This window comes from Vibrio sp. 1167 (genome assembly GCF_033340375.1).
Taxonomy (GTDB): domain Bacteria; phylum Pseudomonadota; class Gammaproteobacteria; order Enterobacterales; family Vibrionaceae; genus Vibrio; species Vibrio alginolyticus.
On the sequence record NZ_JAWOWK010000013.1, the window covers coordinates 19,655 to 46,059 of the forward strand.

Annotated in this window: 20 protein-coding genes and 1 pseudogene; 7 read left to right on the top strand and 14 right to left on the bottom strand. The window is 45.7% G+C overall.

Features of this window, described 5'->3' with window-relative positions:
- Window positions 1–6 precede the first annotated feature (6 nt).
- Entirely contained in the window at window positions 7–1,338 is a 1,332-nt protein-coding gene (locus R7Z78_RS20250; protein WP_104976072.1) for an anaerobic C4-dicarboxylate transporter, read from the bottom strand.
- 419 nt (window positions 1,339–1,757) lie between these two features.
- Here R7Z78_RS20250 and R7Z78_RS20255 point away from each other — a divergent pair, with 419 nt between their 5' ends.
- Both R7Z78_RS20255 and R7Z78_RS20260 read left to right on the top strand, forming a co-directional pair.
- Window positions 1,758–2,495, top strand: coding sequence for a siderophore ferric iron reductase (locus R7Z78_RS20255; protein ID WP_104976074.1), 738 nt, complete (start codon window positions 1,758–1,760; stop codon window positions 2,493–2,495).
- 89 nt (window positions 2,496–2,584) lie between these two features.
- Entirely contained in the window at window positions 2,585–4,756 is a 2,172-nt protein-coding gene (locus R7Z78_RS20260; RefSeq protein WP_005376064.1) for a TonB-dependent receptor, read from the top strand.
- A gap of 49 nt (window positions 4,757–4,805) precedes the next feature.
- On the opposite strand, the gene R7Z78_RS20265 is transcribed toward R7Z78_RS20260, so the two are convergent.
- Entirely contained in the window at window positions 4,806–4,997 is a 192-nt protein-coding gene (locus R7Z78_RS20265; protein WP_005376066.1) for a DUF2986 domain-containing protein, read from the bottom strand.
- 136 nt (window positions 4,998–5,133) lie between these two features.
- Here R7Z78_RS20265 and R7Z78_RS20270 point away from each other — a divergent pair.
- Window positions 5,134–5,643, top strand: a pseudogene (locus R7Z78_RS20270) (GNAT family N-acetyltransferase).
- 14 nt (window positions 5,644–5,657) lie between these two features.
- Window positions 5,658–6,047: a nitrous oxide-stimulated promoter family protein gene (locus R7Z78_RS20275; protein WP_005387988.1), complete on the top strand. Its 390-nt coding sequence runs from the start codon at window positions 5,658–5,660 to the stop codon at window positions 6,045–6,047.
- Window positions 6,048–6,105: 58 nt separating this feature from the next.
- On the opposite strand, the gene R7Z78_RS20280 is transcribed toward R7Z78_RS20275, so the two are convergent.
- On the bottom strand, window positions 6,106–7,266 hold the full coding sequence (locus R7Z78_RS20280) for an MFS transporter (RefSeq protein ID WP_033907039.1): 1,161 nt from the start codon (window positions 7,264–7,266) through the stop codon (window positions 6,106–6,108).
- 176 nt (window positions 7,267–7,442) lie between these two features.
- On the bottom strand, window positions 7,443–7,877 hold the full coding sequence (trxC, locus tag R7Z78_RS20285; RefSeq protein WP_005387991.1) for a thioredoxin TrxC: 435 nt from the start codon (window positions 7,875–7,877) through the stop codon (window positions 7,443–7,445).
- A gap of 162 nt (window positions 7,878–8,039) precedes the next feature.
- On the opposite strand from trxC, the gene R7Z78_RS20290 reads away from it, so the two are divergent.
- Entirely contained in the window at window positions 8,040–9,134 is a 1,095-nt protein-coding gene (locus R7Z78_RS20290) for a ketoacyl-ACP synthase III (RefSeq protein WP_053349917.1), read from the top strand.
- A gap of 86 nt (window positions 9,135–9,220) precedes the next feature.
- Here the strand turns inward: R7Z78_RS20290 and R7Z78_RS20295 are convergent, their stop codons facing one another.
- The 10 genes from R7Z78_RS20295 to R7Z78_RS20340 form a co-directional block, all read right to left on the bottom strand.
- Window positions 9,221–10,546 carry a DUF1501 domain-containing protein gene (locus tag R7Z78_RS20295; RefSeq protein ID WP_104976075.1) on the bottom strand — a complete coding sequence of 442 codons (1,326 nt, stop codon included), beginning with the start codon at window positions 10,544–10,546 and terminating at the stop codon, window positions 9,221–9,223.
- Window positions 10,547–10,555: 9 nt separating this feature from the next.
- Window positions 10,556–12,124: a DUF1800 domain-containing protein gene (locus R7Z78_RS20300; RefSeq protein WP_104976076.1), complete on the bottom strand. Its 1,569-nt coding sequence runs from the start codon at window positions 12,122–12,124 to the stop codon at window positions 10,556–10,558.
- A gap of 407 nt (window positions 12,125–12,531) precedes the next feature.
- Window positions 12,532–13,794: a hydroxymethylglutaryl-CoA reductase gene (locus tag R7Z78_RS20305; protein ID WP_104976077.1), complete on the bottom strand. Its 1,263-nt coding sequence runs from the start codon at window positions 13,792–13,794 to the stop codon at window positions 12,532–12,534.
- Window positions 13,795–14,148: 354 nt separating this feature from the next.
- Entirely contained in the window at window positions 14,149–15,366 is a 1,218-nt protein-coding gene (gene manA / locus R7Z78_RS20310; RefSeq protein WP_104976078.1) for a mannose-6-phosphate isomerase, class I, read from the bottom strand.
- 124 nt (window positions 15,367–15,490) lie between these two features.
- On the bottom strand, window positions 15,491–16,831 hold the full coding sequence (locus R7Z78_RS20315; RefSeq protein WP_017634643.1) for an MFS transporter: 1,341 nt from the start codon (window positions 16,829–16,831) through the stop codon (window positions 15,491–15,493).
- Window positions 16,832–16,837: 6 nt separating this feature from the next.
- Window positions 16,838–18,340, bottom strand: a complete 1,503-nt coding sequence (gene uhpB / locus R7Z78_RS20320) for a signal transduction histidine-protein kinase/phosphatase UhpB (protein ID WP_104976079.1) — start codon at window positions 18,338–18,340, stop codon at window positions 16,838–16,840.
- On the bottom strand, window positions 18,340–18,948 hold the full coding sequence (uhpA, locus tag R7Z78_RS20325) for a transcriptional regulator UhpA (RefSeq protein ID WP_005376090.1): 609 nt from the start codon (window positions 18,946–18,948) through the stop codon (window positions 18,340–18,342). Before uhpA ends, uhpB begins: the two co-directional genes overlap by 1 nt.
- A 138-nt stretch (window positions 18,949–19,086) precedes the next feature.
- A complete protein-coding gene (gene uhpT / locus R7Z78_RS20330; RefSeq protein WP_021707729.1) occupies window positions 19,087–20,481 on the bottom strand; it encodes a hexose-6-phosphate:phosphate antiporter in 1,395 nt (464 codons plus the stop codon).
- Window positions 20,482–20,887: 406 nt separating this feature from the next.
- Complete coding sequence (gene fdhD / locus R7Z78_RS20335) at window positions 20,888–21,718, bottom strand: formate dehydrogenase accessory sulfurtransferase FdhD (RefSeq protein WP_005460891.1); 831 nt, start codon at window positions 21,716–21,718, stop codon at window positions 20,888–20,890.
- Between the two features lie 53 nt (window positions 21,719–21,771).
- On the bottom strand, window positions 21,772–22,656 hold the full coding sequence (locus R7Z78_RS20340; RefSeq protein ID WP_054730252.1) for a LysR family transcriptional regulator: 885 nt from the start codon (window positions 22,654–22,656) through the stop codon (window positions 21,772–21,774).
- Between the two features lie 667 nt (window positions 22,657–23,323).
- Between R7Z78_RS20340 and R7Z78_RS20345 the strand changes: the two genes are divergently transcribed.
- Together R7Z78_RS20345 and R7Z78_RS20350 are read left to right on the top strand one after the other, a co-directional pair.
- Window positions 23,324–25,648, top strand: coding sequence for an FdhF/YdeP family oxidoreductase (locus R7Z78_RS20345; RefSeq protein ID WP_085569020.1), 2,325 nt, complete (start codon window positions 23,324–23,326; stop codon window positions 25,646–25,648).
- Between the two features lie 195 nt (window positions 25,649–25,843).
- Complete coding sequence (locus R7Z78_RS20350) at window positions 25,844–26,320, top strand: DM13 domain-containing protein (protein WP_005376099.1); 477 nt, start codon at window positions 25,844–25,846, stop codon at window positions 26,318–26,320.
- The last annotated feature ends 85 nt before the right edge of the window (window positions 26,321–26,405 follow it).

Here is a 26,405-nt window from a genome sequence, read left to right on the forward strand (position 1 = left end):
GGCTAGTTACGAAGGAATGATCATTTGCCCTAGCAAGTAACCCAAGCAACACGCACCAATCACGCCGATTAAGCCCACAGACATGAATGAGTGGTTGAAGTACCACTTACCAATCTTAGTTGTGCCCGAGGTATCGAAGTTCACAGTCGCGATATCTGAAGGGTAGTTGGGAATAAAGAAGTAGCCGTATACCGCTGGCATTAAGCCGATAAGCAGCGCAGGTTCCAAACCTAAGCCGAGACCAACAGGCAGCATCATGCGAGCCGTTGCAGCTTGAGAGTTCACCACAACCGACACAATGAATAATGCAAGCGCGAATGTCCAAGGATAGTTAGTTACCATCTCTACGATGCCAGATTTAAATTGAGGCATAGCGTACTGGAAGTAGGTATCTGACATCCATGCAATACCGAAGATAGCAATCGCCGCCACCATACCAGATTTAAATACCACCCCATTTGGTACGTCACGCGGGTCAGTTTTGGTCGCAAGCAAAATGATACCGCCGAAGCAGAGCATCATCATTTGAATCACAACTGCCATGCTGATTGGCTTCGAGCCATCTACGATGGTACGAATGTCTGGCCACATCGCGATAATGACGATAACCAAGATCGATGCAATGAACAGCAATACAGAGTTACGAGCACTTGTTGGTAGTACTTCATCAAGAGACGTTGCAGTTGTGTTGAGGATTTTTTCTCTCCACACTGGATCTTTCAAACGCTCTTGGTATTCTTCATCGTCGTCTAGCTCTTTACCACGCTTTAGGCTGTAAAGTGACATCAACAACGTACCGAATAGCGTTGCAGGTACAGTAACGAGCAGAATTGAGAGCAGAGTGATCTCGTGTTGAATGTCGGAGAGTTGCGCCAAGTAGTAAACCACTGCTGCTGAAATTGGCGAGGCTGTGATTGCGATTTGAGACGCGACAGAAGCGGCAGCCATAGGACGCTCTGGACGAATGCCATTTTTAAGTGCAACGTCGCCAATGATTGGCATGATAGAGTAAACCGCGTGACCTGTACCAAGTAGGAAGGTCATAAAGTAAGTCACGAACGGAGCAATAAGGGTGACGCGTTTTGGGTTCTTACGAAGCACACGCTCGGCAACTTGCAGCATGTATTTCAAACCGCCAGCGGCTTCAAGAATGGAAGCACATGTTACCACCGCTAAAATGATCAACATAACGGTGACAGGAGGAGAGGTTGGCGGCATCTTAAAGATGAAGACTTCAATCACCAAGCCAATTCCGGATACGACCCCAAGGCCTATACCACCATAACGTGAGCCGATATACAGCATCACGAGCAAAAATAGAAACTCAAGATACAACATGTGGATTTCCTTATTCAAAACAGAGGGCTACATAGCCAAATTACCTCTTTGTATTGTCTCGATATTCAGAAAGAAAATACTTCATGTTGTTCACAATCCGCTGGATAAGAAACAGCAATATTCAATTATTGGCAATAACTCACGCTACACAGGGAAACTGTTAACACAGTTTTATCAGGGTGTTTTTATGCTGTGTATTTTTGCGATCATCTGAGCGTTAAATGCGAAGAGGTTTAAGAGTTTGTTGCTATTCATCGCATACGTAACCAGACCTTACAGCTTCACAGAACTCGGAAATACATTCATAACTAACCCTAAGAGTGCTTCTTTGTTATGAAAACGCAAAGGATAATAGTTTGCATTGCGATTGGTGCTTGGGTATAAAGGTGTCAGAATGACTACACCAACAATAAGCCATCATGTCTGAGCAATTTTTCCCGCAACTGTTTCAAACTTCGAGTGAGATTACACCTTACCTACACGGTGATATCGGCGAGATAGGGCAAGAAGCTATCCATATCGAGAATGATATCAACCCGCTCATCCAAGGCCTTTACCAGCAAATCTCGGAGGCTCATCCGGAAGCGGGAAAAGCATATTGGTTGACAAGAACGTGGGATTTACTTTGTTGGCAGCCAGTTTATGTCGCATTCATCTCTATTTACGGTTACCACACGTTGCCAAACATTCGCGAGATAGCGCAGCACCTCAAACCTTGTTTTGTTTCTGGGTACCGATTCGCCGACGAAGCGCATATACATGGCGAGCCAGAAGCGTTGATAAAAGAGGCGGGGCGTCAAATCCGAGAACTGTTCGACTTCTATCAACAAGAGATGAGTCAATGGACACGCATTCGTCCTGGCTTCACCCATCAATTGATGTCGGACGGAATCATGGCTTGTTTAATTCGTCTCCAACAGCGCTTTCCGCAAATGACTAACTCGACACTTCAGGAGCATGCGGTCTTGTGGCTAAGCGCAATGGGTTTGGATGTTGATAATAGCCGCTCACTTCATGAGACGGAATCTGATCAGCCGCTAAAGTTAGTAAGAAAAAGTTGTTGTTTAGTCTATAAGTGTGAAGGCAGAAAGCTTTGTGCAGATTGTCCTCGTTTAGAGGAAAATCGACAGCTTATGAGCAAGAAGGTTCTTAATTAACATTTATTTAACTTGTGTAACAGTGCTCGATTTGAGAGTGAGAATAAGTATCATTGCATGCTCTTGTTGACAACAAAAAGATAAATACAATGATGAAAAGGACGTTTTCTTTCAATCTCATCGTACTTGCGATGAGCAGTGGATACGCAGTTAGCTCAATAGCAGCAGAAGATCTTCAACAAACATCGACTCCGAGCGATGAGCAATTGGTTGTTGTAGGCAGTGTGATGCCGAAATCGATCTCCGATATTCCAGGAACGGTTTGGTTTGTTGGCCAAGAAGAGATTGCTCAGCAATATCGTGCGGGCAAGACACTGGGTGATATTCTTTCTGCAACCATCCCTTCTTTAGACGTCGGCACCGGTGGTCGAACTAACTATGGTCAGAACCTTCGCGGTAGAGCAATGTTGGTAATGATTGATGGTGTCTCGTTACAGTCTTCTCGCCCGATTAGTCGTCAGTTAGACGCAATAGACCCATTCAACATCGAGCGAATTGAAGTACTATCTGGTGCAACCTCCATTTATGGGGCAGGCGCTACTGGTGGTGTTATTAACATTATCACCAAGAAAGCGTACTCGGATGACTTGTCGTTTGAATCCTACGTGAGTGGCACTACAGGTTTTAATAGCAGCGATGACTTTGATTACAAACTCGCTCAGTCTATCTCGGGTGGTAATGAGCGAATTACCGCTAGAGGTTCGGTTGTGTACACCGAGACACAAGGTGCATTTGACGCAAATGGCGACATTGTCACCCCAGACATTTCACAGGGCTCTTTGCAGTATAATTCAACGCTCGATGTTATGGGATCGACCGAGATTCAAATCTCCGATGCCAGCAAGTTAAACCTTGTCGCACAATACTATGACAGCCAGCAAGATTCGCCATACGGTTTGTACATTGTTAACAATAAATTTGTTGATGTACGAGAGGGGTTCGATTCCGACCGTGAACATGGTACAGAGCGAGTTCTCTTAAGTGCGAACTACGCTCACGACAGCGTATTCGGTCATCAACTGATAGGCGAGTTATCTTACCGTAGTGAAGACCAAACCTTTACTCCTTATTACCAAAGTGCCTCTCAACAAAAAACAGAAGTTTTTGCTGGGCGCTTAGCGTTAGCTAAAAGCTGGGAGTCATTCAAACTTGTTTATGGTGTCGATGCGTACTTAGACCGTTTTGAAAGTAACCAGGCTCTGTTCGATCCAACCATTGCGAACAGCTCTGGGAACTTAATTAATCGAACCTATGCCGAAGTGGGGCGTTACCCTGATGTTGATGTGGCGTCTTACGCAATGTTTGTCCAGGGGGATTACCAAATCAATCAAGATTGGTCAGTACAAGCAGGCTACCGCTACCAATACATGGACAATAAGATTGATGATTTTGTTGCCTATAGTATACAAAAGAAGATCGCATCGGGTAATGGTGTATCAGCGGATGCGGTACCAGGTGGCAGCACTGACTACTCTGTGAGCTTATTTAATTTGGGCACCATTTATCAGCTTAACGATGAATCTCAGCTTTGGGCGAACTTCTCTCAAGGTTTCGAACTCGCTGATCCTGCAAAGTACTACGGCCAAGGTAGCTACGATGCCGCGGATGCAAATGGTCACTACGCGTTGAACAATAGCATTAATGTATCTGACTCAAAAATGTCGGGCATCAAAACGGACAGCTATGAAATTGGTTACCGATTAGATACGGATACTGTCGCACTGCAAGCGGCGGGTTACTACTCGGTTTCGGATAACTCAATCAAGTATGACAAGAAGACGCTCCTAATCACCAATGTTGATGACGAGCAACGTGTATACGGTGCCGAAGCAAACATTAACTACTGGGTAAACCGTGATATTTTGTTAGGTGCATCAGGTCACTATGTGGTTTCTGAGCTTAAAACCAACGGTAAGTGGGAAGATCTAAGCGCGGGTAAAGCAAGTACATCAAAAGCGAACGCGTGGGCGGCTTACTATCAGGATGGCTATTCAGTACGTTTACAAAGCCAGACGATGTTTGATTACGAAGATGACGCAAACAATAAACTAGATGGATACACTACGTTTGATCTTCTTGGTAACGTAACACTACCTATCGGGCAGTTAGGTTTTGGTATTCAAAACCTATTTGACGAAGACTACACAACCGCTTGGGGACAACGTGCGCAGATTCTTTATGCAGCACACTACGATGCTGCAGCGTACGACTACAAAGGAAGAGGTCGCACATTCACACTGAACTACAGTGTCGAATACTAAAGCTAACTATCTCCGAATATCAAAAAAGCCGCTTGAAGCGGCTTTTCTTTTAGGCTTGATCTGTCTGCGCTGTGTCTACAACGTTTTCCGTGTGTTCTGAAGCTTGGTTTTGTTCTTCAGCTTCCATTTTCGCGCGTTCAGCTTTGGAGATATAACGCGGCTTATTGCTCTTATGTAGCTTAGCGTTATGCTTCTTCTGCTTCGCTTTCAAGATCTGATTGATTTTCTTCTTGCGGTTCATGGTGGTGGTCCTTTAATTTAGCGAGGCAGGATAGTTACTTTTTTATCAAGTTACAACTAAATAAGCGCCGGTATCGGTCGCAAAATTCAAGTACGTTCCTATGTCCAATCATCTATCGCGTTTTAATGGAGCCCAAATGAAAACACTGTACACCGAACGTTTGATACTGCGTCTTGTGAGTGTAGATGATGCACCATTTATTCTAGAACTTTATAACCACCCAGACTTCTACCGTTTTGTCGGAGACAAATAAATTCGTACCGAATATGAAGCGGCGCGTTACATAAAAGAAAACATGCTACGCATGCAACAAATTAAAGGCGTGAGTTTACTCGTTGTAGAGAAGAAAGAAGATGGGCAACCCATCGGGATTTGTGGGTTGGTTAAACGTGACACATTACAACACTATGATCTCGGATATGGATTTTTACCTTCCGCTTATGGCTACGGCTACGGAACGGAGTCTGCAACCGCAGTGCTGGAATACGCTAGAGAGGAAATGAAACTCGATAATTTGGTTGCCATCACCAACAATGACAATATTCGTAGTATAAGTTTGCTCAAAAAACTGGGCTTTGAGTTTGAACGAGTTGAGCAGCAATATGATAATGGCCGCACGTTAGAACTTTACACAATGATGTTGTGATTTTTGGATAGCGCATGAGCGATATTTTACTTGGCAAACTCGCCACTGAATTTAAGACAGTAAAAGCCATGGTAGAGGTTTACTGTCATGACCATCATGGAACAAAACGTGACTTATGCTCAGAATGTCGTGAGCTGCTTGAATACGCAGAAGTGCGCCTCGACCGCTGTCCTTATGGAGAGAATAAACCGACGTGTAACAAATGTCCGATTCACTGCTACAAACCAGAGCCGAAAGAACAAATGCGTTTGGTCATGCGTTACTCTGGCCCCAGAATGTTACTGAAACATCCCATCTTGGCGGTTCGTCATTTGCTTCATGAAAAGCGCATGGTACCGGAAAAGCCTGCAGCGAACGCTTCAAACCGTCACAAGCGTTTATCTAAACAAAAATGCGAAGAATAAAAAAACGAGGGCGGCATGCCCTCGTTTTCGTTGAGTTCGTTGAGTAGAAGCGGCGTGATTAGAGGCCAGCGGCCATACGCTGCTTGGTTTTGCTCGCAGCAAGTAGCATGTATACGCCAGTCGCAACCAAAGCGGCAAACAAGTAGCCTAGCAAGCCGTGTTCTTGGCCCATGAATTTATCAGCGACAACAGGACCAGCAACAGAGCCGATGCTGTAGCTAAACAGCATGACTTGTGTCGCAGAGACAATAAAGCGCTCATCAAGTCCTTCGCAACCTAAGTTGATTGCTATTGGGTACAAGGCAAAAGTAGCTGCACCTAAAAAGAATAATGCAGCAGCCAATACCACGGCTGACGAGGAAATAAAGGTCATACCGATCGAAAAAATACCCAAAATACAGAAAAACGCCATTAGCACTGTGCGGCTCATGTATTTGTTTAACGCGGTCACCATTGGTTGAACTAGCATGCCACCTAGAATAACTAGCGCCATCAATGTACCAATGTCTTGATGGCTAATTTTACGGTTAGTTAACTCAACTGGCATTAATCCGTAGATCGCACCTAAGGTCAAACCTGAAACAACACAACCAATAATTGCTGCATGGTTTAGTTTGGCAATTTGCTTAAATGATAAAGCGGTTGATTCATGGCTGTTTGGCTGCTCACACTCAATGAACATTAGCACCAGCATCGCCATTAGGATCAACGTCGTGATCGCAATAAACGGAACGCCGCCACTTACGCCAAGCACGCCAATACCAAACTGGCCTAATGCTGAACCACCATAAAGCGATAGCATGTACAAGCTCAAACGTTTCGCACGCGATGCTTCGTCTCCAGACATTAGCCAAGATTCAACAATGACAAAAACACCAGCAACCGCGATACCCGCAATAAAGCGAGCGGCAAGCCACATCAATCCGTTAGCAAACACGGGTAGTGTGACGATAGTTAGCGAAAATACGGCCAAGCAACCAATAAACGCGTTACGGTGACCAACTTGACGTACGATACGTTCAATAAAAATAGCACCGGTTAATAAGCCGCCATAAAACACACTCGCCAACCAACTCGCGTAATCTGCTGAGATGTTGTATTCACCGAGCATGAGAGGGATCAAGCTCATTAAATAGCCCGAAGCCACCGCATAAAGAGACAGTGCGACGACTGGAACTGTAACTCGTGGTGATGCTGCAGGAACGACTGTGTTTTCCACTGTTTTGCGCCTATAAGTTAAATGAAATCTAAGGGTTATTCGGCGCGAATATGAGGCTAATAGTTAGGCAAGTAAAATGATAAATTTAAGTCGTTTCGATAAATAATATTTGTTACCTAGATAGGTTGATAAGTTGCATAAAAACGCCAACCTACAAACAAGGTTGGCGTGGAAGATTATTTAGTAAGTGCTTGATTTAACCATTGATCGAATTGAGTTTTAGGTAACGCACCATTGATCATATCAACGCGTTGACCATTCTTGAAAACCATAATGGTAGGAATACTGCGAATACCAAATTGCGTCGCAAGTTGTTGTTGAGCTTCGGTATCAATCTTAACAAAACGAGCCGTTCCGGCTTGCTCATGAGCAACATCAGAGAAAACAGGAGCAAAGCCAACGCACGGGTTGCACCATGGGGCCCAAAAATCTACTACAACAGGCATATCACTTTGTAATAGAGCAGAAAAGTTATCTTGTGTACCTTCGATAGGCGAGCCGTCTAAAAGTGCACTTTTACATTTACCGCAAGTTGCAGATTCGGCAACGCGCTCATTAGGGACACGATTTAGACCGCCGCACGAAGGGCAGCGAGTTTTAAACGATGACATGACTTCTTCCTTTATTACGTATTGATGAAAACATGACTTACCAGTCAGCCTCATTATTTGTATACTTATTTTTTAACCTGCCGAAATAACGCAGCGCAGGTTTGTATTTGAGCCTAAGGTTCTAAGAAATTTTATTAAAATACAACAATAAATAGGTCTGCGATGACAAATTACTACGCTGAAATTACAGGTTGGGGGAAATGTGTTCCGCCAGCCGTGCTCTCTAACGATGATCTTAGCACTTTCCTCGATACTTCCGATGAGTGGATTCGTACCCGCACTGGTATCGAAAACCGCCGTATTAGTCATGTAAACACGTCAGACATGGCGACCGTTGCTGCTAAACATGCATTAGCTCGAGCAGGCGTCGATGCAACAGACGTGGATTTAATCATTGTGGCGACCTGTTCACCAGATTCATTGATTCCAAATATCGCGTCTAAGGTACAGCAGAACCTAGGTATTCGTGCAGCCGCTGCCTTTGACTTAAATGCCGCATGTACGGGATTTGTCTATGGCCTAGAAACGGGCACACGTTTGATTCAATCAGGTAACTATCGTAACGCGATCATTATTGGTGCGGAAAGATTGTCTTTCTACATCGATTGGGCAATGCGAGATACCGCTGTTCTATTTGGTGATGGTGCGGGCGCCGTTGTGTTATCAAGAACGGAAAAAGAAACGGGTTTACTACAGTCTCAAATCGGTTGTGACGCAAAAGGCCGCGATATTCTGTCCGTACCAAAGTTTGGTACTTGTATGGATCGCTTTGCGGAAGACAACGGTTACTGGGATTTCAACTTTGTAGGACAAGAAATTTTCAAACGTGCAGTAAAAGGCATGGGGCTAGCTGCGAAAACCGTACTGAAAGCATCACAGTTAACGACGGAACAAATCGATGTTGTGATTCCGCATCAAGCGAATATTCGTATTATTCAAACCTTGTGTGACCTGTCTGGAATTCCACACGACAAAGCGTTTGTTAACATTCAAAACTATGGCAATACTTCAGCTGCGACCGTGCCAATTGCATTGTGTGAAGCGGTAGAGCAAGGTCGAGTTAACCCAGGTGATAATATGCTTCTTGCTGCGTTTGGTGCAGGTTTGACATGGGGTGCGGCAGTATTGAAATGGGGTGACCGCGTAACGCCAGTTTCTGAAAGTGATGCGGTTCTGCCTGAATGTGAGCAATCCGCGTTAGAATTACTTGAGCGTGCCATTAAGCTGTGTAATGAACGCCGTCGCGACGAGGTGTAACGGACACTCTGCAAACATAAGATGAGTAAGGGAGCGCGAGGCTCCCTTATTTGATGATGCGTTCTACAGCTAACCTGTAAAATATCTTAAGCCATAAAACCCAGGTTTGAATGAGTAAAATTACGGATGTTCGGGAAGACGTATTCCAGTGCAGCGTTATCACTCACGCCCATCCACTGTGCTAGTGTTGAACCAACTTGATCAGCGGCAATTTTGGGTATGAGTCGGCCTTGAGAGTAATCATCGTTTCCGCCCAGTATTAGTTCCGGCCATGTACCGATAGGTTGTTTCCCATTTACCGCGCCTCCAATTAATAGTTGATGGCCACCCCAGCCATGATCAGTACCATTTCCGTTGCTCATCATCCGTCGACCGAAGTCAGACATAGTGAAAGAGGTGACTTGCTTGTTTAGCCCTAACCGTTCGACCGCACGATACATTGCCAAAAGGTTTGTCGCGAGATCCTCAAGTAACACTGGATGACGTGCCAGTTGCGAATCGTGTAGGTCATACCCAGAGTGTTTAACGAAAAAGACTTGTCGTTGCTGCTTCAGGACATCTTGGCTTGCTATCAATTTGTACACGGTTTGCATCTGCTTGCCGAGCGTCGATGACGTAAACAGCGGCTCGTCAGCAATGTGGTTGAGTTGCTCGCTCAGTACACTGCTCATTACCATCGACTCATCAACCATCAAATTAAAATGACCATTAAATGGATTGTCAGTTTGATGAGAGAGAAGGCGATCATAGATCCCCTTGTATAGCGGGTTATCAATCGCGGTAAGCTGAACTGCGCGATCTTTTTTCAGGACGGTTTGGCGGTGTTCCATTGCCCGTAACCAAAGCGAGTTGCCATGCACACTGTATAGCGGTGTTATTTCTGATTCAGAGTTTAATACATCCAACATTCTGCCAGCCCAACCAAGATTTTTAGACTCACTCATTCCACCAAGTAACCAAGCGTCTGTTTGAGAATTATGAGAAAACAGTTGCTCGGGAAGTGATGCTTCATCTTGCTCAATAGCTTGTTTGGTGACGGGGTGGTTGAGAATGCCACTATTGAGCACGATGCTGGCATCGCCTTGTTCGAAAACGGAAGTCAACGCATTTAACTTTGGGTGTAAGCCGAGCTTCACTGGGTGATTTGAGCTATCGACAGCACTCAAATTGATAGGGAGTATGTCTTCTTTGGCGACAGAGAGTGGCCCTCTGACTTTGGAATATTGACGATAGTGCGCCTCCGATAATGGCAGTATGGTGTTGAATGCATCGTTTCCGCCTGCTAAATACACACATATTAATGCTCGAAAGTCATTGGATGGCGCTGCGAGAGAGTAACCTGGCAGACTAAGAGAGGCTAGTGCGCCCATCGATAGCGTGCTTTGTATAAAATGTCGTCGTGAAATATCCATAATTCACTCCTAATCCTGAATATAGAATTCGTCGCCAGAAATGGCGGTAAATATCACTAGAGCGAGTTTTGTTGTTGGCACATAGTCACCACGATAATCATTCAGGGCGGTGAGCATGAGCTCTTTCAATTCAGCAGAAGCCGTTCCAGCAAAGAAACGCTCGTTAACCAATTCGACTAAGGCACGGTGATCGTCCAGAAGAAGATAAAACTCGTTAAGATCGAAGTGGTAGGAATCACCACCTCCTCTACGAGTGCTGGTTAACATATAGTTGACCAAATCGGTATAAACAGACCAATTGAGAAGTTCATACTCTGGAGAGTTAATACCAGACTCCGTAAACTCGTTAGACGGCTGATAGTCTGGAGAGTAAAAATTAAACACGGAAGGAGAACGAAGCGGCCCTTGATTAGCGATGTTCATCATCGTTGTTGCGTCTTCGTAACGTGATCCTTTAACCGTAAAACCTGATGCTCGATGAAAATTAGTCAGGACCAGTATCGGTTCTTTCACTTTTATAGGCGGGGTATCCGTCATCCCTAATGCTTCAGGGTCGAGCAATATGGCTCGAACAACGGCGGTTAGATCGCCTTTTTCTCCTTCCCCATTGTTGTTAAATATCGTAGCAACACGCGCGACGTACTCTGGGCTTGGATTTGAACTGACCAAACGTTGGATAAGTAACTTTGAAACAAATGGAGCAACATTTGGGTGAGACATCAACATATCAATCACTTTTGAAAGCTCTTCTTGTGCGGTTAGACCCGATGGGATCACGTTCCCTAGAAATCGCTTCTCGCCGGTGTCGTGTCTTTGACTGATAACTCGCATCGGTTTCACGAATGCGATGTCGGAATTTTTCCATCCAGTTAATGCTCGCGCGAGCTCTTGAATATCAGTTTGATTGTACGTGGGGATAGGTTTGCCTGTTGCGTGGTTTAGCTTTTTACTGCCATCTAAATTGAGTTCATACAAACCGATAGTGAATAACTGCATTAACTCTCGAGCAAAGTTCTCATCGGGAAGCGTTCCTGTCCCACTATTTTCTTTTGCACTACCGAGCATAGACAAATAGCTCCCCATGACTGGATGGATGGAAACGTCATACAACAGGTCTCGGTAGTTGCCAAACGCATGCTCAACCAACAGATCGTAGTAATTCACTAACCCTGTAGGTTTGCTGGAAAGAACGCCGCCATAACGAGAAACGACTACGATCTGACTCAATGCATAAGCCGTTCGCTGTCTGAGCTGATCTTCAGCAGTAACAACAATCTGATACCAAGCATTTTCTCGGTTTGACTGTAGGCCTTTAGAAAAAGGCGTTTGATAAAGTGGTTGATGGTAGGTTGCTGGCAGGTTGATTTGTTTCTGTATCCAGTCCCCTAACCCGTTTTCCCTAACCTCATTAATTAACGCAGGAGTTGGTCCAAAAGAGGTTTGATAGAGAAAACGCGCAACGGTTTGATCGGATGGGGATTGCTGTATTTGTGCTGATACATTAGACCCATGGCTCAGCAATAAGATAGCCAATCCTAGTACCCAAGCAGAGATTTTATTTAGCTTCTGACGTCTCATAGTTAACTCGCTTACCCGAAGTAACGATTTAAGTCCATTTAACGGGAGTTATTAAGCTCTTTTGAGCTGTTTAGTAAATTTATGAAAATCAAGCAGCTGCATAGGCGAGTATAGTAGCAATAAGTGGTGAACAAAAAACTCAAACGATGAATTTGGTACTATAGTGCTAGAATTTTTTGATGCTATTTTTTCTAAGATACTGATATTAAATATGGCCAATGAAGAGTGACAAGCAGAGGTATCGCAATGGATATAGAAGGGGGACAGCTAAAGTACTGTTAACAAGAGATTGGTATGTTTGTTAAGGCTTAAGTTAGTTTCAAGAAATTATTGAGCCAATAAATAAAGTCCATTGGTTTGCACAAGAGAAAACCACACGGATGTTCTCTTGTACAAAGCAACAAAGGTTATTTTCGGGCAAGCTTATGGTGAGCACGAGAAAAGTGATCGGCACAAAATGCGCCCACAATCGAGAGTTCGCCAGCCAGACAAAGCGAAGCTGCGACTTCGGCTAACGCTTTCGCATTGCCGTTGCCGTGCAAACCCAAAATATCCAAACATGCTTTTTGCGTTGGAAGGCCAGTACCACCGCCAACCGTTCCCACCATGATGTTTGGCAAGGTCACGCACGCGTACAAGTTGCCTTGAGCGTCCACATCCATACGAGTGATTCCAATGGCAGACTCTGCAACGCAAGCGGCATCTTGACCACAAGCAATGTAAAGCGCGGCAAGGGCATTTGCGTAATGCGCGTTGACGCCAATTGTCCCGCTGAGTAAACCACCCACCGTGGTCATTTTGCCAAATTGAACCATAGACTCCGGCGTCGTATGCAGATATTTTTCCACCAACTCAGCAGGAATGGTCACTTCGGCGGATACTTTCTTACCGCGTACCGAGCGCAGTGTGTGTGCGTTTGGTTTTTTGTCGCCTGATAAGTTGCCATCCAAGAATGCTTGAATTGGTTTGATTGGGCTGGTCGCCAAAATATGATGGAACACTTCGTTTGTTGCGATGGTCACCATGTTTTGTCCGGAAGCGTCACCAGTCACGTATTCAAAGACCAAATAAACGTGGTTTCCTTCGATATTTACATTGATGTCTTTGAGTTTGCCATGTGAGGTGGTGGATTCCGCAATTTGACGAAATACGTCAAACTGGGTCACAACCCAACTGACGAACTGGCCGGCGTCAGCAAGGTGATTAAAGGCGAATACTGGTGTTCGGCTCACCCCTTCACTTAGTAACAATGCGCTCGCGCCACCAGCGGCGGTGATAAGATTTGCGCCACGGTTGTAGGAAGCGACTAACGCAGCTTCTGTCGTTGCGAGCGGAACCAAAAAGTCATCGTTCGCATACAAACCGTTGACGCGCAAAGGGCCTGCGATGCCGACCGGCACATTGACAGTACCAATGAAGTGCTCGATGTTGTTGGAGTAAGCGTCGCAATGTGACTGTGTGAAAGGATCAAGAAGATGATCTTTATTGGTCACTTGTTCCAATACTTGCCAACGGCGCGCCAAATGCTTATCCGATAGGCCAGGGCTTAAGCAGAGACGTTTCTCTGGCTTGTGAAACTTCGGTTCTAATGCCGATTGAATCTTACTGCTGGTTTCGATATCGGAAAGGGCGGAGCTTTGAACAGGGTTATCTTGGTTTAACTTCGGCATACAAACGTTAACTGAAAAATCGAACCAGAGATTGTAGTGATTGAGGCTTTGATTACAACGTTGATTATACGTTTTGCAACAAATACCACTGTGCAAGCGCCTTTATTATCCAAGTGATTTGATATTGGAGCGGCGAATTTACTGGAAATAAATGGGTTTTGACAATGAATGTTGCAGTGAATAGAGGAATCTATGGTTCTTAGAGAACTTAGATGGTTTAGACCGCAGCGGCTTTGAGTCGATAAGGTGTAAGAATGAGTGTCTTAAAACCGGACAGGCTCAATCTATGAGAGGAATAAGCTGTCTAACCCAGTCCCTTGGGTCAGACGCTAGCTTGAATCCGTTATCCAGAAGTTAGTTAAAGGTGCGAGCCACACGTCCCGCACTTTGAATACGGTAATGGCCAACGTAAGCAGGAACAAATACCGATTGTCCTTTCGCGGCGGTTAACGTCTCACCGTTATCACTGATGAGTGTCAGGTCGGCATCAATCGCCATCAAAATCTCTGCGCTGTTAGCCTCAATCACTTCATTGTTCGGTTCGTTAAGAATGCTGAAACTAAAGTCTGCCACTGGAACGGGGTAAAGGCTTTGGCAACCATTGGCATTGGGTTCTAGAACAAGGCCGTTAAACGGCTTAGGCACAAAGTCTGTGCATTTAACCAGTTCTTCAACATCCATATGTTTCGGCGTGAGTCCTGCACGCAAAACGTTATCTGAGTTCGCCATGATCTCTAATCCCGTACCTTTAATGTAAGCGTGTGGCGTTCTTGCGCTCAGGAACATCGCTTCGCCAGATTGCAGCGTGATGACATTCAACAGTAATGGCGCAAACAAGCCGACATCGCCAGGGTATTGAGTGGATAGATCCAAGATGAGCTGGAAAACGTCGCTGTCAGTGCCTTGCTCCGATTGACGTGAAGCGTGGGCAAGAAGCTGTTTCAGTGCTCGCTCTTTTGTTTCTCCTTCCATGGTAAGAATGTGCACAAAGAAATCGCGTAAACCTTGTGAGTTGATTTCGCGTTTGAATGTGTCAAGAGGCGCGCGTAGCTCATCGATATCGCAAAGGCTAAATGCCTCAATAATCTCGGCATACGAGCGAAAACCGTTCATGGCTTGGTAACTTGTCAGCGCGTACACCAACTCAGGTTTGTGGTTTGGATCCTTGTAGTTACGATGGCTTGCGTTTAGTGGGATCCCGGCACTTTGTTCTTTTTCGAAGCCTATTTCGGCATCTTGTTTGCTTGGGTGAACTTGAATCGACAGTGCATGTTCGGCCGCTAAGATCTTAAACAGAAAGGGCAGGTCGCCAAATTTCGCTGCGGTTTCTGCTGATAAGTAAGCGGGTTGGTTTTGTTTGATCAGTTCAGACAAAGGCAGCGTGTTTTGCTCAATCTGAACTTCAGAGCAGCCGTTTGGGTGAGTACCCATCCATACTTCTGCTTGAGGCTCATTCGTTTCGTTAGAAAAGCCAAACAAATCGTGAATAGAAGAGGTGCTTCCCCAAGCGTAGTTTTGGATTTTGTTGTTCATTTGAAAGAAGCTATGCGATGAAATAGTGTTCAAATTCATGAATTTTTCCCATAGTTAACCCTCCGAACTGAATCGGAAGAAAAATTGAGCAGAGATACGTTAAATAAGGTGGGCGAGCGCGGTTAGGTCACTCGCCAATTTGCCCGAAGGGCGATAAGTCGATTTACAACCGAGGTTTTGGTTCGAGTGGTTTTCGTGATGGTTGCGCTTGCAAAAATGGCAGTAACAAAAGGCCAATGACGGCTGCACAAACTGAAATGGTGATGAAGAAACCCGTCCAATGATATTCTTCAAGAATTAACGCCAGTGGATAACCAGACAATGCTGCGCCCATGTAGGCGAACAAGCCCACGAATCCTGTTGCCGCGCCGGCAGAATCTTTGTGAGAGCACTCCGCCGCCGCCATACCGATCAGCATTTGTGGTCCAAAGACAAAGAAGCCGATGGAGAACAATCCCGCGGCTTGGAACGCAAAGTTGGTCAGGGGCATCAGCCAAAGCGCAGAGACAGATAAAAAAATCCCAATCGCGAACAGCAAGTTCATTGGTCCGCGGTTACCGCCAAAGAGTTTGTCTGAACCCCAACCCGCAACTAATGAACCAACAAAACCGCCGATTTCAAACATCGACAGAGCAGCGTTGGCGTTAATCAGGCTATAGTGATGCTGCTCGGTTAAATACAGGTTTCCCCAGTCGTTGATTGCGGTTCGGACGATGTAAACCAACACATAACTGAACGCGAGTAGCCAGATGTATTTGTTGTTAAATACGTACGATTTCAGAATTTCTCGGTAGGTGAGGCCACGTCCGTAATTTTCTTGCGCAAGTTCTAGTGCGTCGTTGCGCCATTGGCCGACACTTGGTAAACCCATTGTTGTGGGTTTGTCGCGCAATCGCCAACAAACGAATAGACCGAGTAATACCCCGATGATGCCGGGTAGAATAAAACCTTCACGCCAGCTGTAGTGCAACGTTATATAGCCCACCAAAATAGGGATCAGCGCGCCACCAACGTTGTGTGCGGTGTTCCAAATCGCCCATAAGAAGCCACGCTCGGAACGTGAATACCAAGTGGTTAACAGCTTCGAGCATGAAGGCCAGCCCCAGCCTTGGAACCACGCGTTTAAGATCCACAGAGTAATGAAAGCCGCGAGTGAGCTAGAAAAGCCGAACGCGATGTTGACCAGACCTGTCGCAATCAATCCTAGTCCCATGAAATAACGAGGATTAGAGCGATCCGAAATCGTGCCAGAAATAAACTTCGAGCAGCCGTAGGTGATGTAGAAAAGCGTACCGATAAGACCCAAATCGCCTTTATCTAAGCCAAGATCGGTAATCATCGCTGGTGCGGCGTAGTTAAAGGTCTTACGGGTAAAGTAGAAACCTGCGTAGCCGATGTACATCCCCAACATAATGTGCAAACGCCAATGGCGGTAACGCTGGTCGATTTGCTCGTTGCTTAGACTCGGTTGAGTAAATTTAGGTGAACGTAAAAATCCAAACATCTTGAGTTACACCTTAGGTAAAGTAATGCTGATTTGTGTGCCGATCACTTGATCGCTGGTGGAGTAGATAACCATTTTTCCACCTAACGCGTGCACACGCTCTTGCATGCCGCGAACGCCCATGCCTTTCATACTGTCCTGAACTTTGAAACCGACACCATCATCGTGAATCATCAATGACACCGCCGTTTCTCCAATTGTCAGTTCAATATTGATCAACTGCGCTTCTGCGTACTTGGCAGCGTTATTTAATGACTCTTGGCATAAACGGAATAGGGTTACTTTGAGTGTGTCACTCAGGCTTGTGTAATCGCCTTGCCAGTTCAGTTGAACAGTCGTTCCGTGATTGGCGAATTCCATCTCTCGCGTCAGTTGCTCGACGGATTCTTTCAAGTCCAAATCATCCAGCATTTTGGGTCTTAGCTTGCTTAACAGTCGCTTAGTAGTGTCGTACACGTTGAGGGAAAGCCCTTCAATCATGTCGGCGCAACCAACGCGTGTTTCTGCGTTATTTACCCGCTTAATGATGTTGGCTTGTGTGCGGATTGCCGTGATGTTCTGGCCGATTTCGTCATGTAGCTCGCGCGCAATATCGCGTCTTACCGATTCTTCCGCTTTGATAAGCTGGCGAGACAAATTCTGATTGCGTGCAAGTTCGCCGCGCAGTTTGTGATTGAGGTCTTTTTGTTTCTGAATCCCTAAGCCGAGCATAATGCCGGTGATGGTTTGCGCCGAGAGAGATAATAACAAATCGGTGATTTCTAGATTTGATACGCCGCTGCGAGCCGCAATCAGCGCAATGCTGTTGAGCATGGTGGCGAGCAGGGCTCCTTGCCAGCCGTAACGCAGAGCAAGCACGATGATTGGAATCGCCATACAAAATGGCGCAAATCGTTTTAGCTCTTCAGGCAAACTGGTTTGCACCAAAATACTGCCGATCAAAAGTAGCGCATAAAGCACGATATGACGCACCTGAAATACAACGGCATTACTTAGTAGGAGAGAGCTAAGCGGAGACCAACGACTTTGGAACAAATAACTCCATAACAAGTAGCACATAGGCACCACGAGCAAGCCTCCAGAAATGCTAGCCAGCCATACCATGTAAACCGAAGGAACGTGAAAACCAACGGCCATCACATTAATAAACGCGCTAATGATAATGACTGCGCTCATCACGGCTAAATGGCGGTTTTGGTCTCCGTAGTAGTATTTTTTCGCAATCAGAGTGACCGGGATACTGGCAATGCTCGCAATCAGCACGGTAAGCCACTGCGGTTGACCCAGTAACATTGCAAGTGCGATGGAAAGTCCCCACTCCGAAAGGTAAATCGTCGGCCAATAAGCGGTGCGAGTGTGTAGGGCGACACCTAATCTTAAAGCGAAAGGAAACAATAAGATCGCCAGTTCGGGATCATTGACAAAGTAATAGGCAATCACCCATAAGCAGAACCAGGCGCAAGCCATAACAAATAGTCCGCAAATGGTGGTAACAGCGTAAGCTCGCATTAAAAGGACTCTTGAGAAAATAGTTTGGCGAGCTCAACGTTGTTTTTCACGCCGAGTTTGTCGATGGCATTCGCACGATGCACATGCACGGTCTTGTGGCTCAAGCCAAGCTCTGCCGCGACAGACTTTACATCCAACCCGGTCGCAAGTAGCTGACATACCTCGTTTTCACGTTTTGTCAGTTGGCATAGAGAGGTGGTGTTGTCGCTAGGCGTTGCAAGTTTAAGTGCAATATCTGATGTGAGGTAACAGCCGCCAGAAGCACTGGTTCTCACGGCTTGAATAAGTTCGTCTGGGCTACAGCGTTTACTAAGATAGCCTTTTGCACCTAGCTTTAGTGATTTTTCCACCATCGCAGGGGAGTCATGCACGCTAAGCATCACGCAGGCAATGCCAGTTGGTATTTCGCTAAGAAAGTTTAAGCCGCTTTCATCTGGCATGGAGATATCTAGGATGACGACATGAGGGTGTACCGCAGGCAAGCCTTTGCGCGCTTCGGCGACAGAGCCGAATTCACCGACAACGGTAATATCACTTTCTAAATTTAATAATTGTGCGAAACCTGAACGCACGATGACGTGATCATCAACTAGAGCAACATGAATCATTATTACAACCAAATAGAGCAGACGACTAACAACAATAAGCTCCAACAGGAGCCAATAGAAAAACCTTTAATGATACTGAATTGATCAACTCATTTTAATGATCTTGCGCGCTTTACCGAAGTAAAGCGCGCAGAGAAGTTAGGCTTGGTTTTGTGCAAGTTGAAGCTTCTTCGCGTGTCGAATCTTCTTCTCTTCCGCGATAGCGACGAAAGCAAGCAAAACAATACAAATCATGGCGGAGGTATCTAGAGCTGCGAAGGTACCTTTCCAACCTGTTAAGCCGAAGATAGGTGTACCGTCTGCAATCATACCGAGACCAAGTTTCGCGAAGCTGTCACCGATTAGGTAAGCGAATGTACCTTTTACGCCGTCAGCCACACTGATTGCTTTTTTAGGGACAAAACCAACTGCGGCAACACCGATAAGAAGTTGCGGACCAAACACCAAGAAGCCCAATACAAATAGTGAGGCCAAGTACATGAACTCGCTAGTGGCGTGCTGGTAGAACTCAAGCGATACGATGATCAAGCCAAGAGACACACAAGCAACCAATGCGCGGCGACCGTTTGCTAGGTCAGACAGGTAACCCCACATCAAAGTACCCACAAGCGCACCGACTTCGAACAGAGTAAAGCCAGAGATTGCCGTTTCTTTTGACAGACCAAGCTCTTGGTACGCGTATACCGTTGACCATTGGTCGATGCCGATACGAACGATGTAAAGGAAGATGTTGGCAAAGCAAAGTAGCCAGATAACTTTGTTTTTAAGAACGTATTCAACAAAGATTTCTTTTTTGGTCATCTGGTTTTCTTCTGCGGCGGTGTCTTCTTCACTCACTGCTTCATCGAAAAGTTCTTCTACTTTACCTAGACCGTAAGCTTCTGGAGAGTCGCTACCAAAGCGCATACCGATAAAGCCAACGATGATCGCGATGATAGAAGGGAACACGAACATGCCGATTACGTGGCCGTCGAATAGGTAGTTAGCACCGAAAAGAGCAACACCCGCTGCGCCCGCACCACCAACGTTGTGTGACATGTTCCACAAGCCTAGGTAAGAGCCGCGTTTGTTACGAGGTGTCCATTTTGTAATGGTTGAGTAACTAGAAGGGCCACCAGTACTTTGGAAGAAACCACTTAGAGCGTAGAAAGCCACCATCAAGAACAGGCTTGCACTACCGCCGCCCATGCTGAAGCTGAAACCAAGCATTGCAAGACCAGAAAGGATCAGCATAAAAGGGAGGAATTGCTTGGTGTTCTTACCGTCAGCGTAGTAAGACACAACGGTTTTACCGATGCCGTATGTGATGGAGAAGCCAAGGCCAATAAGACCTAGGTCTGTCATGCTCAAACCGTAAGTTGAGATCATGTCGTTTTGCGCGACATTGAAGTTCTTACGAATCAAGTACATGGTTAGGTAGCCGATAAATACGACCAAGTAAGATTGGATGAACGGTTTAAACCACATCTTTCTTCTAACTTCGACAGGAAGATCGAGGGTCGGCTTCCGCACCTGTTCGAGGAATTTTAACATGATGAACTCTCTTGTAATTGTTTTAGAAACACAACGGAGACCGTTATGCGCTCTTGTTACCTTTGACTGAGCGGAATTCTAGAGAGTGGTTTTGTAAGGCACATGAGATGGTTGCCTAGATCGGCTAGGAAAAATTCCTAGAAATGCCTAGGAAGGCGGAAAAGCGTGAAAAGAGTCACACAAAATCCTTACTAATTTATGGGTTTTTGACAGGGTTCTTATCGGGTTGGAAAGCGTTCAAATGCAAGCAGGTTAATATACGCAAGCTTAGTGCTGACAAGGGGTGAGCACGTTTGGTTGGAGAGAATAGTGTCTTGTCGCTAAGTATCAATTGGGAACGAGAAGCAAACAACAGAGACCCAGAGGTCTCCGTTAGAAATATTACGAATTCGATTAGGTTGACGTGTTAAGGCGCGGGGCTGTATAGACGCGGCGAGCCGTGTTTTGGCAAGTGAATTAGGTTCAAATGGTTTCTTCTTGCCCATTCGACAGTTAACGCTGTAGGCGCAGATAAGCAAACCAGAGTGGGGATACGCGCGCGAACGGCTTTGTGGATCAACTCCAAGCTGCAACGGCTTGTCATGATAGCGAAGCCACTTTGAGGTTCGATGTGATTGTTGGCCAATGCGCCAATCAACTTATCTAGCGCGTTGTGACGGCCGATGTCCTCTCGGCACAACTTGATGTTGCCTTGTAAATCTGAAAATAAAGCGGCGTGTAGCGCGCCAGATTCACGTGCGGCTTCTTGATGCAGTGCGACTTTGTCTCGCAGCCCTTCGAATACATCGGAGCGCGGAGGAAGAGACGGTGTTAGCGGTGCTAAATCAGGCAAAGCTTGTTCCAGAGCCTCGACGCCACAAATGCCGCATCCGGTTGTGCCTGCAAGATTCCGACGTTGTGTTTTTAGCGCCCAGAAAGCGCGGTTGCTGATTTCTACTTCCGCATAATGAGATTCGTGATCGCCACCAATTTCAATGTCTTTGATCTCTTTGAAGTCGTGGACGATGCCTGTGCTTAGGCTAAACCCTTTCACAAAGTCTTCCAGATGGCCTGGCGTCACCATCATGACCGCTTGGCTAATGCCGTTATAGCTGATAGCTAAAGCTGACTCACTCGCCAGCGACATTTGTTGCACTGGGCGGCCATCAATCAATTCTCGGTAATTGAACGCACTTGGTTGAGGTGGTGCTTGATTGAAATCGGACAGTTCAAAATAAGATTGAGTAGTACATCTCATGAAATCACCTCATAAGCCGTTATGTATGCCAAAAATTGACGTGTGGGTTGTTGTTATCGATTGAATATGTTCTTCGCTTCTGCGAAGCACTGATCGGTTAGCGCGGAGAAGGGTTCTTGTTTTCGCTTTAACAAACCTAGCGGGGCGTGAACGGCGGCTTCTTCGATAGGGATAATGCGAAGCGTATCGTTCAACTCTTCTAATCCACAGTTCAGCGGCATAATGGCGCAACAAAGGCCACTGGTTACTGCTTGGATCAAGTGAAAGGTGGAGTTACTTTCAATGACGGTTTGCGGAACCAGCCCTTTACTCACAAAGCTAAGATCAATTGAGTGGCGATAGTGCATACCCTTCGAAAGCAGCCCTAGCGGAATGTTATTGAGTGACTCCCACAACACTTCAGATTCGGCAAAATCGAAATGACGCTCATCGAATAAAACGCCAAGTTTGGTCGAGTATAGCTCGATAACATCGAAGTAAGCGGTGTTGACTTGATCGACATAACACATCCCCAAATCAAGTTGATTGCGATTGAGTTGGTCTATGATCTGTTCGGTCGTCATGGAGAGTATTTGAAAGCGTAACTCAGGGAACTGTTGAGCTAATGGTTTGAGCAATTCCATCGGGTTTTGGCTGGCGAGTGGCACCATTCCAAGCCGAAGTGAACCGACCAACTGACCACGGCAGTTAGCAGCCTCGGCTTGCAGTCCATCATGAGCGGCTAAGACGGTTTTCGCCCAAGCTAAAATGCGTTCTCCTGCTTCAGTAAACCCTTCAAATCTTTGACTTCTTTGGATTAATTCGAGATCGAGTTCTTCCTCTAAGCTTCGGATTCTCATGGACAAGGTAGGCTGCGTAATGTGGCACAATGCGGCGGCTTGACCAAAGTGTTTGGTCTGTTCAAGTGCGATGAGATATTTAAGTTGTTTGATATCCATAATGGCTTGTTAACCTTGCGTTGTGAGTCACATGTACGGGGGGAACTCCCTAAAAAGGGCACAGCACTACCGTACTTTTTAAGCGCTGGAGCGTTTTAACTGGGGAATGGAAAACCAAAACCAAGTCAAGAATAAAACCTCACTCAAAATTGATCTGAATCAAGGCTATTCCTGATATTAATTAGGGTCAAATTTAAAGTATCTATAGTGTGATAGATATTATCTATTATCAAGAGTGGCGATTTTATTGAGTTCGTTAAGCGAACTAGGTGGAATCGGATGGGAAAACGATTAACCTCATAAATTGTATTGATTAAAAATGTGATGACCGTCAGTGGAAAAATTCGTCATAGATTTTGTTTATCACTCGGTCAGGATTATCAATTGGACGCATATTGAATAACGACTTAATCTTTGATTTAGATCAAGACGCAACAATGCGCATTGAATCTAACAGTCTTAGAAGCAGTAGGCGGGTATCCGATATCAAGAATCTAGATAAGTAAACGCTCGGACAAGCGAGAGCATGTTGAGTGGTTACTTATTTGGATTAAAAAATACATGGATTAGAAACTAAGCCCTTCAATACTTCCGCATTATCTCAATAAATAACGCGCTTGTTTTCACGGGCACCCTGCTTGCTGGTATATCTGCGAGGAGTAAAGTCGTGAGCCAAAAAGAACAAATAAAAACATACAAAGGTCCAGCTGGTGGTTGGGGTGCACTGAAAGCCGTAACCAGAAGTTGGTGGGGCAGTGAAAATGCAGTTAAAAACATTCGCACTATGCTCAAAACCAACCAAAATGGCGGTTTCGACTGCCCTGGATGTGCATGGGGCGAGTCGCCAGATAGTGGTAAAGTCAATTTCTGTGAGAATGGCGCGAAAGCGGTAAACTGGGAGGCGACCAATCGTCTGGTTGATCCTGAGTTTTTTGCCAATCACAGCGTTTCTTCTCTCTCAACGCAAACCGATTACTGGTTGGAATACCAAGGCCGTATCACGCACCCAATGCGATACGATGCTGAATCCGATCACTACGTGCCAGTCTCTTGGGATGAGGCTTTTGCACTTGTCGCGAAACATCTCAATCAATTGGATTCACCACACCAAGCTGAGTTTTATACCTCTGGTCGTGCAAGCAACGAAGCGGCGTTTTTGTATCAGCTATTTGTGCGCGCATTCGGTACCAATAACTTTCCAGATTGTTCCAACATGTGCCACGAAGCCAGTGCTATCGGGATGAAAGACACCATTGGCGTTGGTAAAGGCACAGTGATCTTTGATGATTTTGAAGAAGCTGATGCGATTTTCGTGATTGGTCAAAACCCGGGTACGAACCACCCACGAATGCTTGAACCTCTGCGTGAAGCGGTAAAACGTGGAGCACAGGTTATCTGTCTAAACCCGCTGAAAGAGCGCGGATTAGAGCGTTTCCAAAACCCACAGATGCCGATTGAGATGTTGAGTAACGGTTCAGAGCCTACCAACACGGCGTACCTGCGTCCTGCTTTAGGTGGAGACATGGCAGTGTTTCGTGGCATCGCGAAATTCTTGTTGCAATGGGAACGCAAGGCATTGCAAAACGGTGGAAAAGCGGTATTTGATCGTGAATTCATCAAGCAACACACAACAGGTATTGATGAGTATTTGGCTGAAGTGGACGCAACCTCTTGGGAACACATCGCGGAACAATCGGGTCTTGATTTAAGTGAAATCGAGATGGTGGCGAGCATGTATCGACGTGCAGAACGTGTGATCATGTGTTGGGCGATGGGGTTGACTCAGCATCGTCACTCTGTGCCAACCATTAAAGAAGTCGCAAACGTGCAAATGTTACGAGGTAACGTTGGTAAGCCGGGAGCGGGGCTTTCACCAGTGCGTGGTCACAGTAACGTTCAGGGCGACCGTACGATGGGCATTGATGAAAAACCTTCAGATCTGTTGTTGGATCGCATTGAAAGTCGATTTAACTTTGACGTCCCGCGTGGTGAAGGCCACAACACTGTGCAAGCCATTAAAGCGATGGAAGAAGGGCAAGCGAAAGTATTTATCGGTTTGGGCGGCAACTTTGCACAAGCAACGCCAGACACAGAACGTACGCACAACGCGATGCGAAACTGTAATTTAACCGTACACATTTCGACGAAGTTAAATCGTTCTCACCTTGTCACAGGTAAAGATGCGCTTATTCTTCCATGCTTAGGCCGTACCGAGATTGATCAGCAAGCGACTGGCCCACAAGGCGTGACGGTTGAAGATACCTTCAGCATGGTACATATCTCATTTGGTCAGCTAAAACCGCGTTCGGAGCATTTGCGTTCAGAACCAGCGATTATTGCCGGTATTGCCAATGCTACACTCGGGGCAAAACCAATTGATTGGTTGTGGGCGATTGAAGATTACGACCGTATTCGCGATTTGATTGCAGACACGATTCCGGGCTTTACCGACTTTAACCATAAGCTTAAACACCCGGGTGGATTCCACTTGGTAAACCCAGCTGCCGAGCGTCGATGGAATACACCAAGCGGCAAAGCACAGTTCAGCTCTAGCGAGTTGCCGAAGCAGTTGATCAGCGAAGCGATACTCGAAAAAGGCCAAAAGCCAGATTTGATCTTGCAAACCATGCGCTCACACGACCAATACAATACGACACTTTACGGCTTGAATGACCGTTATCGTGGAGTATTTGGTATGCGCGAAGTGCTGTTTATCAATGAAGCGGATATTCGTAAACTCGGTTTTGAACCGGGCGACAAAGTGGACATGGTGTCATTGTGGGAAGATGGCGTTGAGCGCCGTGTGAGCGGATTTACGCTTGTTGCCTATGATGTACCAGCAGGTCAGGCGGCGGCTTACTATCCAGAAACAAACCCATTAGTTCCTTTGGACAGTTATGGGGATAGAACGTTTACGCCAACCTCTAAGTTTATTGCGATAAAATTGGAAAAATCGACATCCGATAAGATCGCTTTGGTGGAAGCGGAATAGTGACCAAACCGGCACAACGACATTTCCGATAAGCAAACGGCTGATATTAATTATCAGCCGTTTTTAATTGCGCTCAGTCTGCATTTAGTGCGCATAGCTTGTGTATAATGTTAATGACATTATGCTGCTCGATAATAGACAGATAAGGCCGATTTGAATCTAATTTCAAGTAGTAAAACTAATAAGAAGATGCTTATGACCTTGAAAAATATAATTAAATTAACAATCAGTCACTTAGTGGCAGTTTCTATTGGCATTGCGATAGGTATCTATACTTTACCGATCCTTATTGCACCACCTGCGCCGACCGATGAACAAGTTGCTAAGAGCAAGCAAGGTGCAGAATACAGCGCAGTGTTTAAGAGGGAACTCAAAGGTAGCGACGCTTTTCATTGGGGAGAGGGAGAAATTCATTTGAGTTCTGAAGTCATTACGTTGGTAGGAAAACTCGCTCCCGGACCAGACTATAAACTCTATCTATCTCCTAAGTTTGTCGAAACGGAACAAGAGTTTAATGACCTTAAATCTGAGATGAGCTTAATTGGTGATGTCAAAACGTTCGATAACTTCGTTGTTGAGGTTCCTCAAAGCACTTCAATTTCTGAATACAATACGGTTGTTGTATGGTGCGAGACATTCGGTGAGTTCATTACTTCGGCAAAGTATCAATAAACCTTAGCAGTAGAGTGAAAGGCTTTTCTTTTCACTTTACGCTAGGATGTTGTTTCGCATAATTAAGAGGCAAAGACTCTTAAAC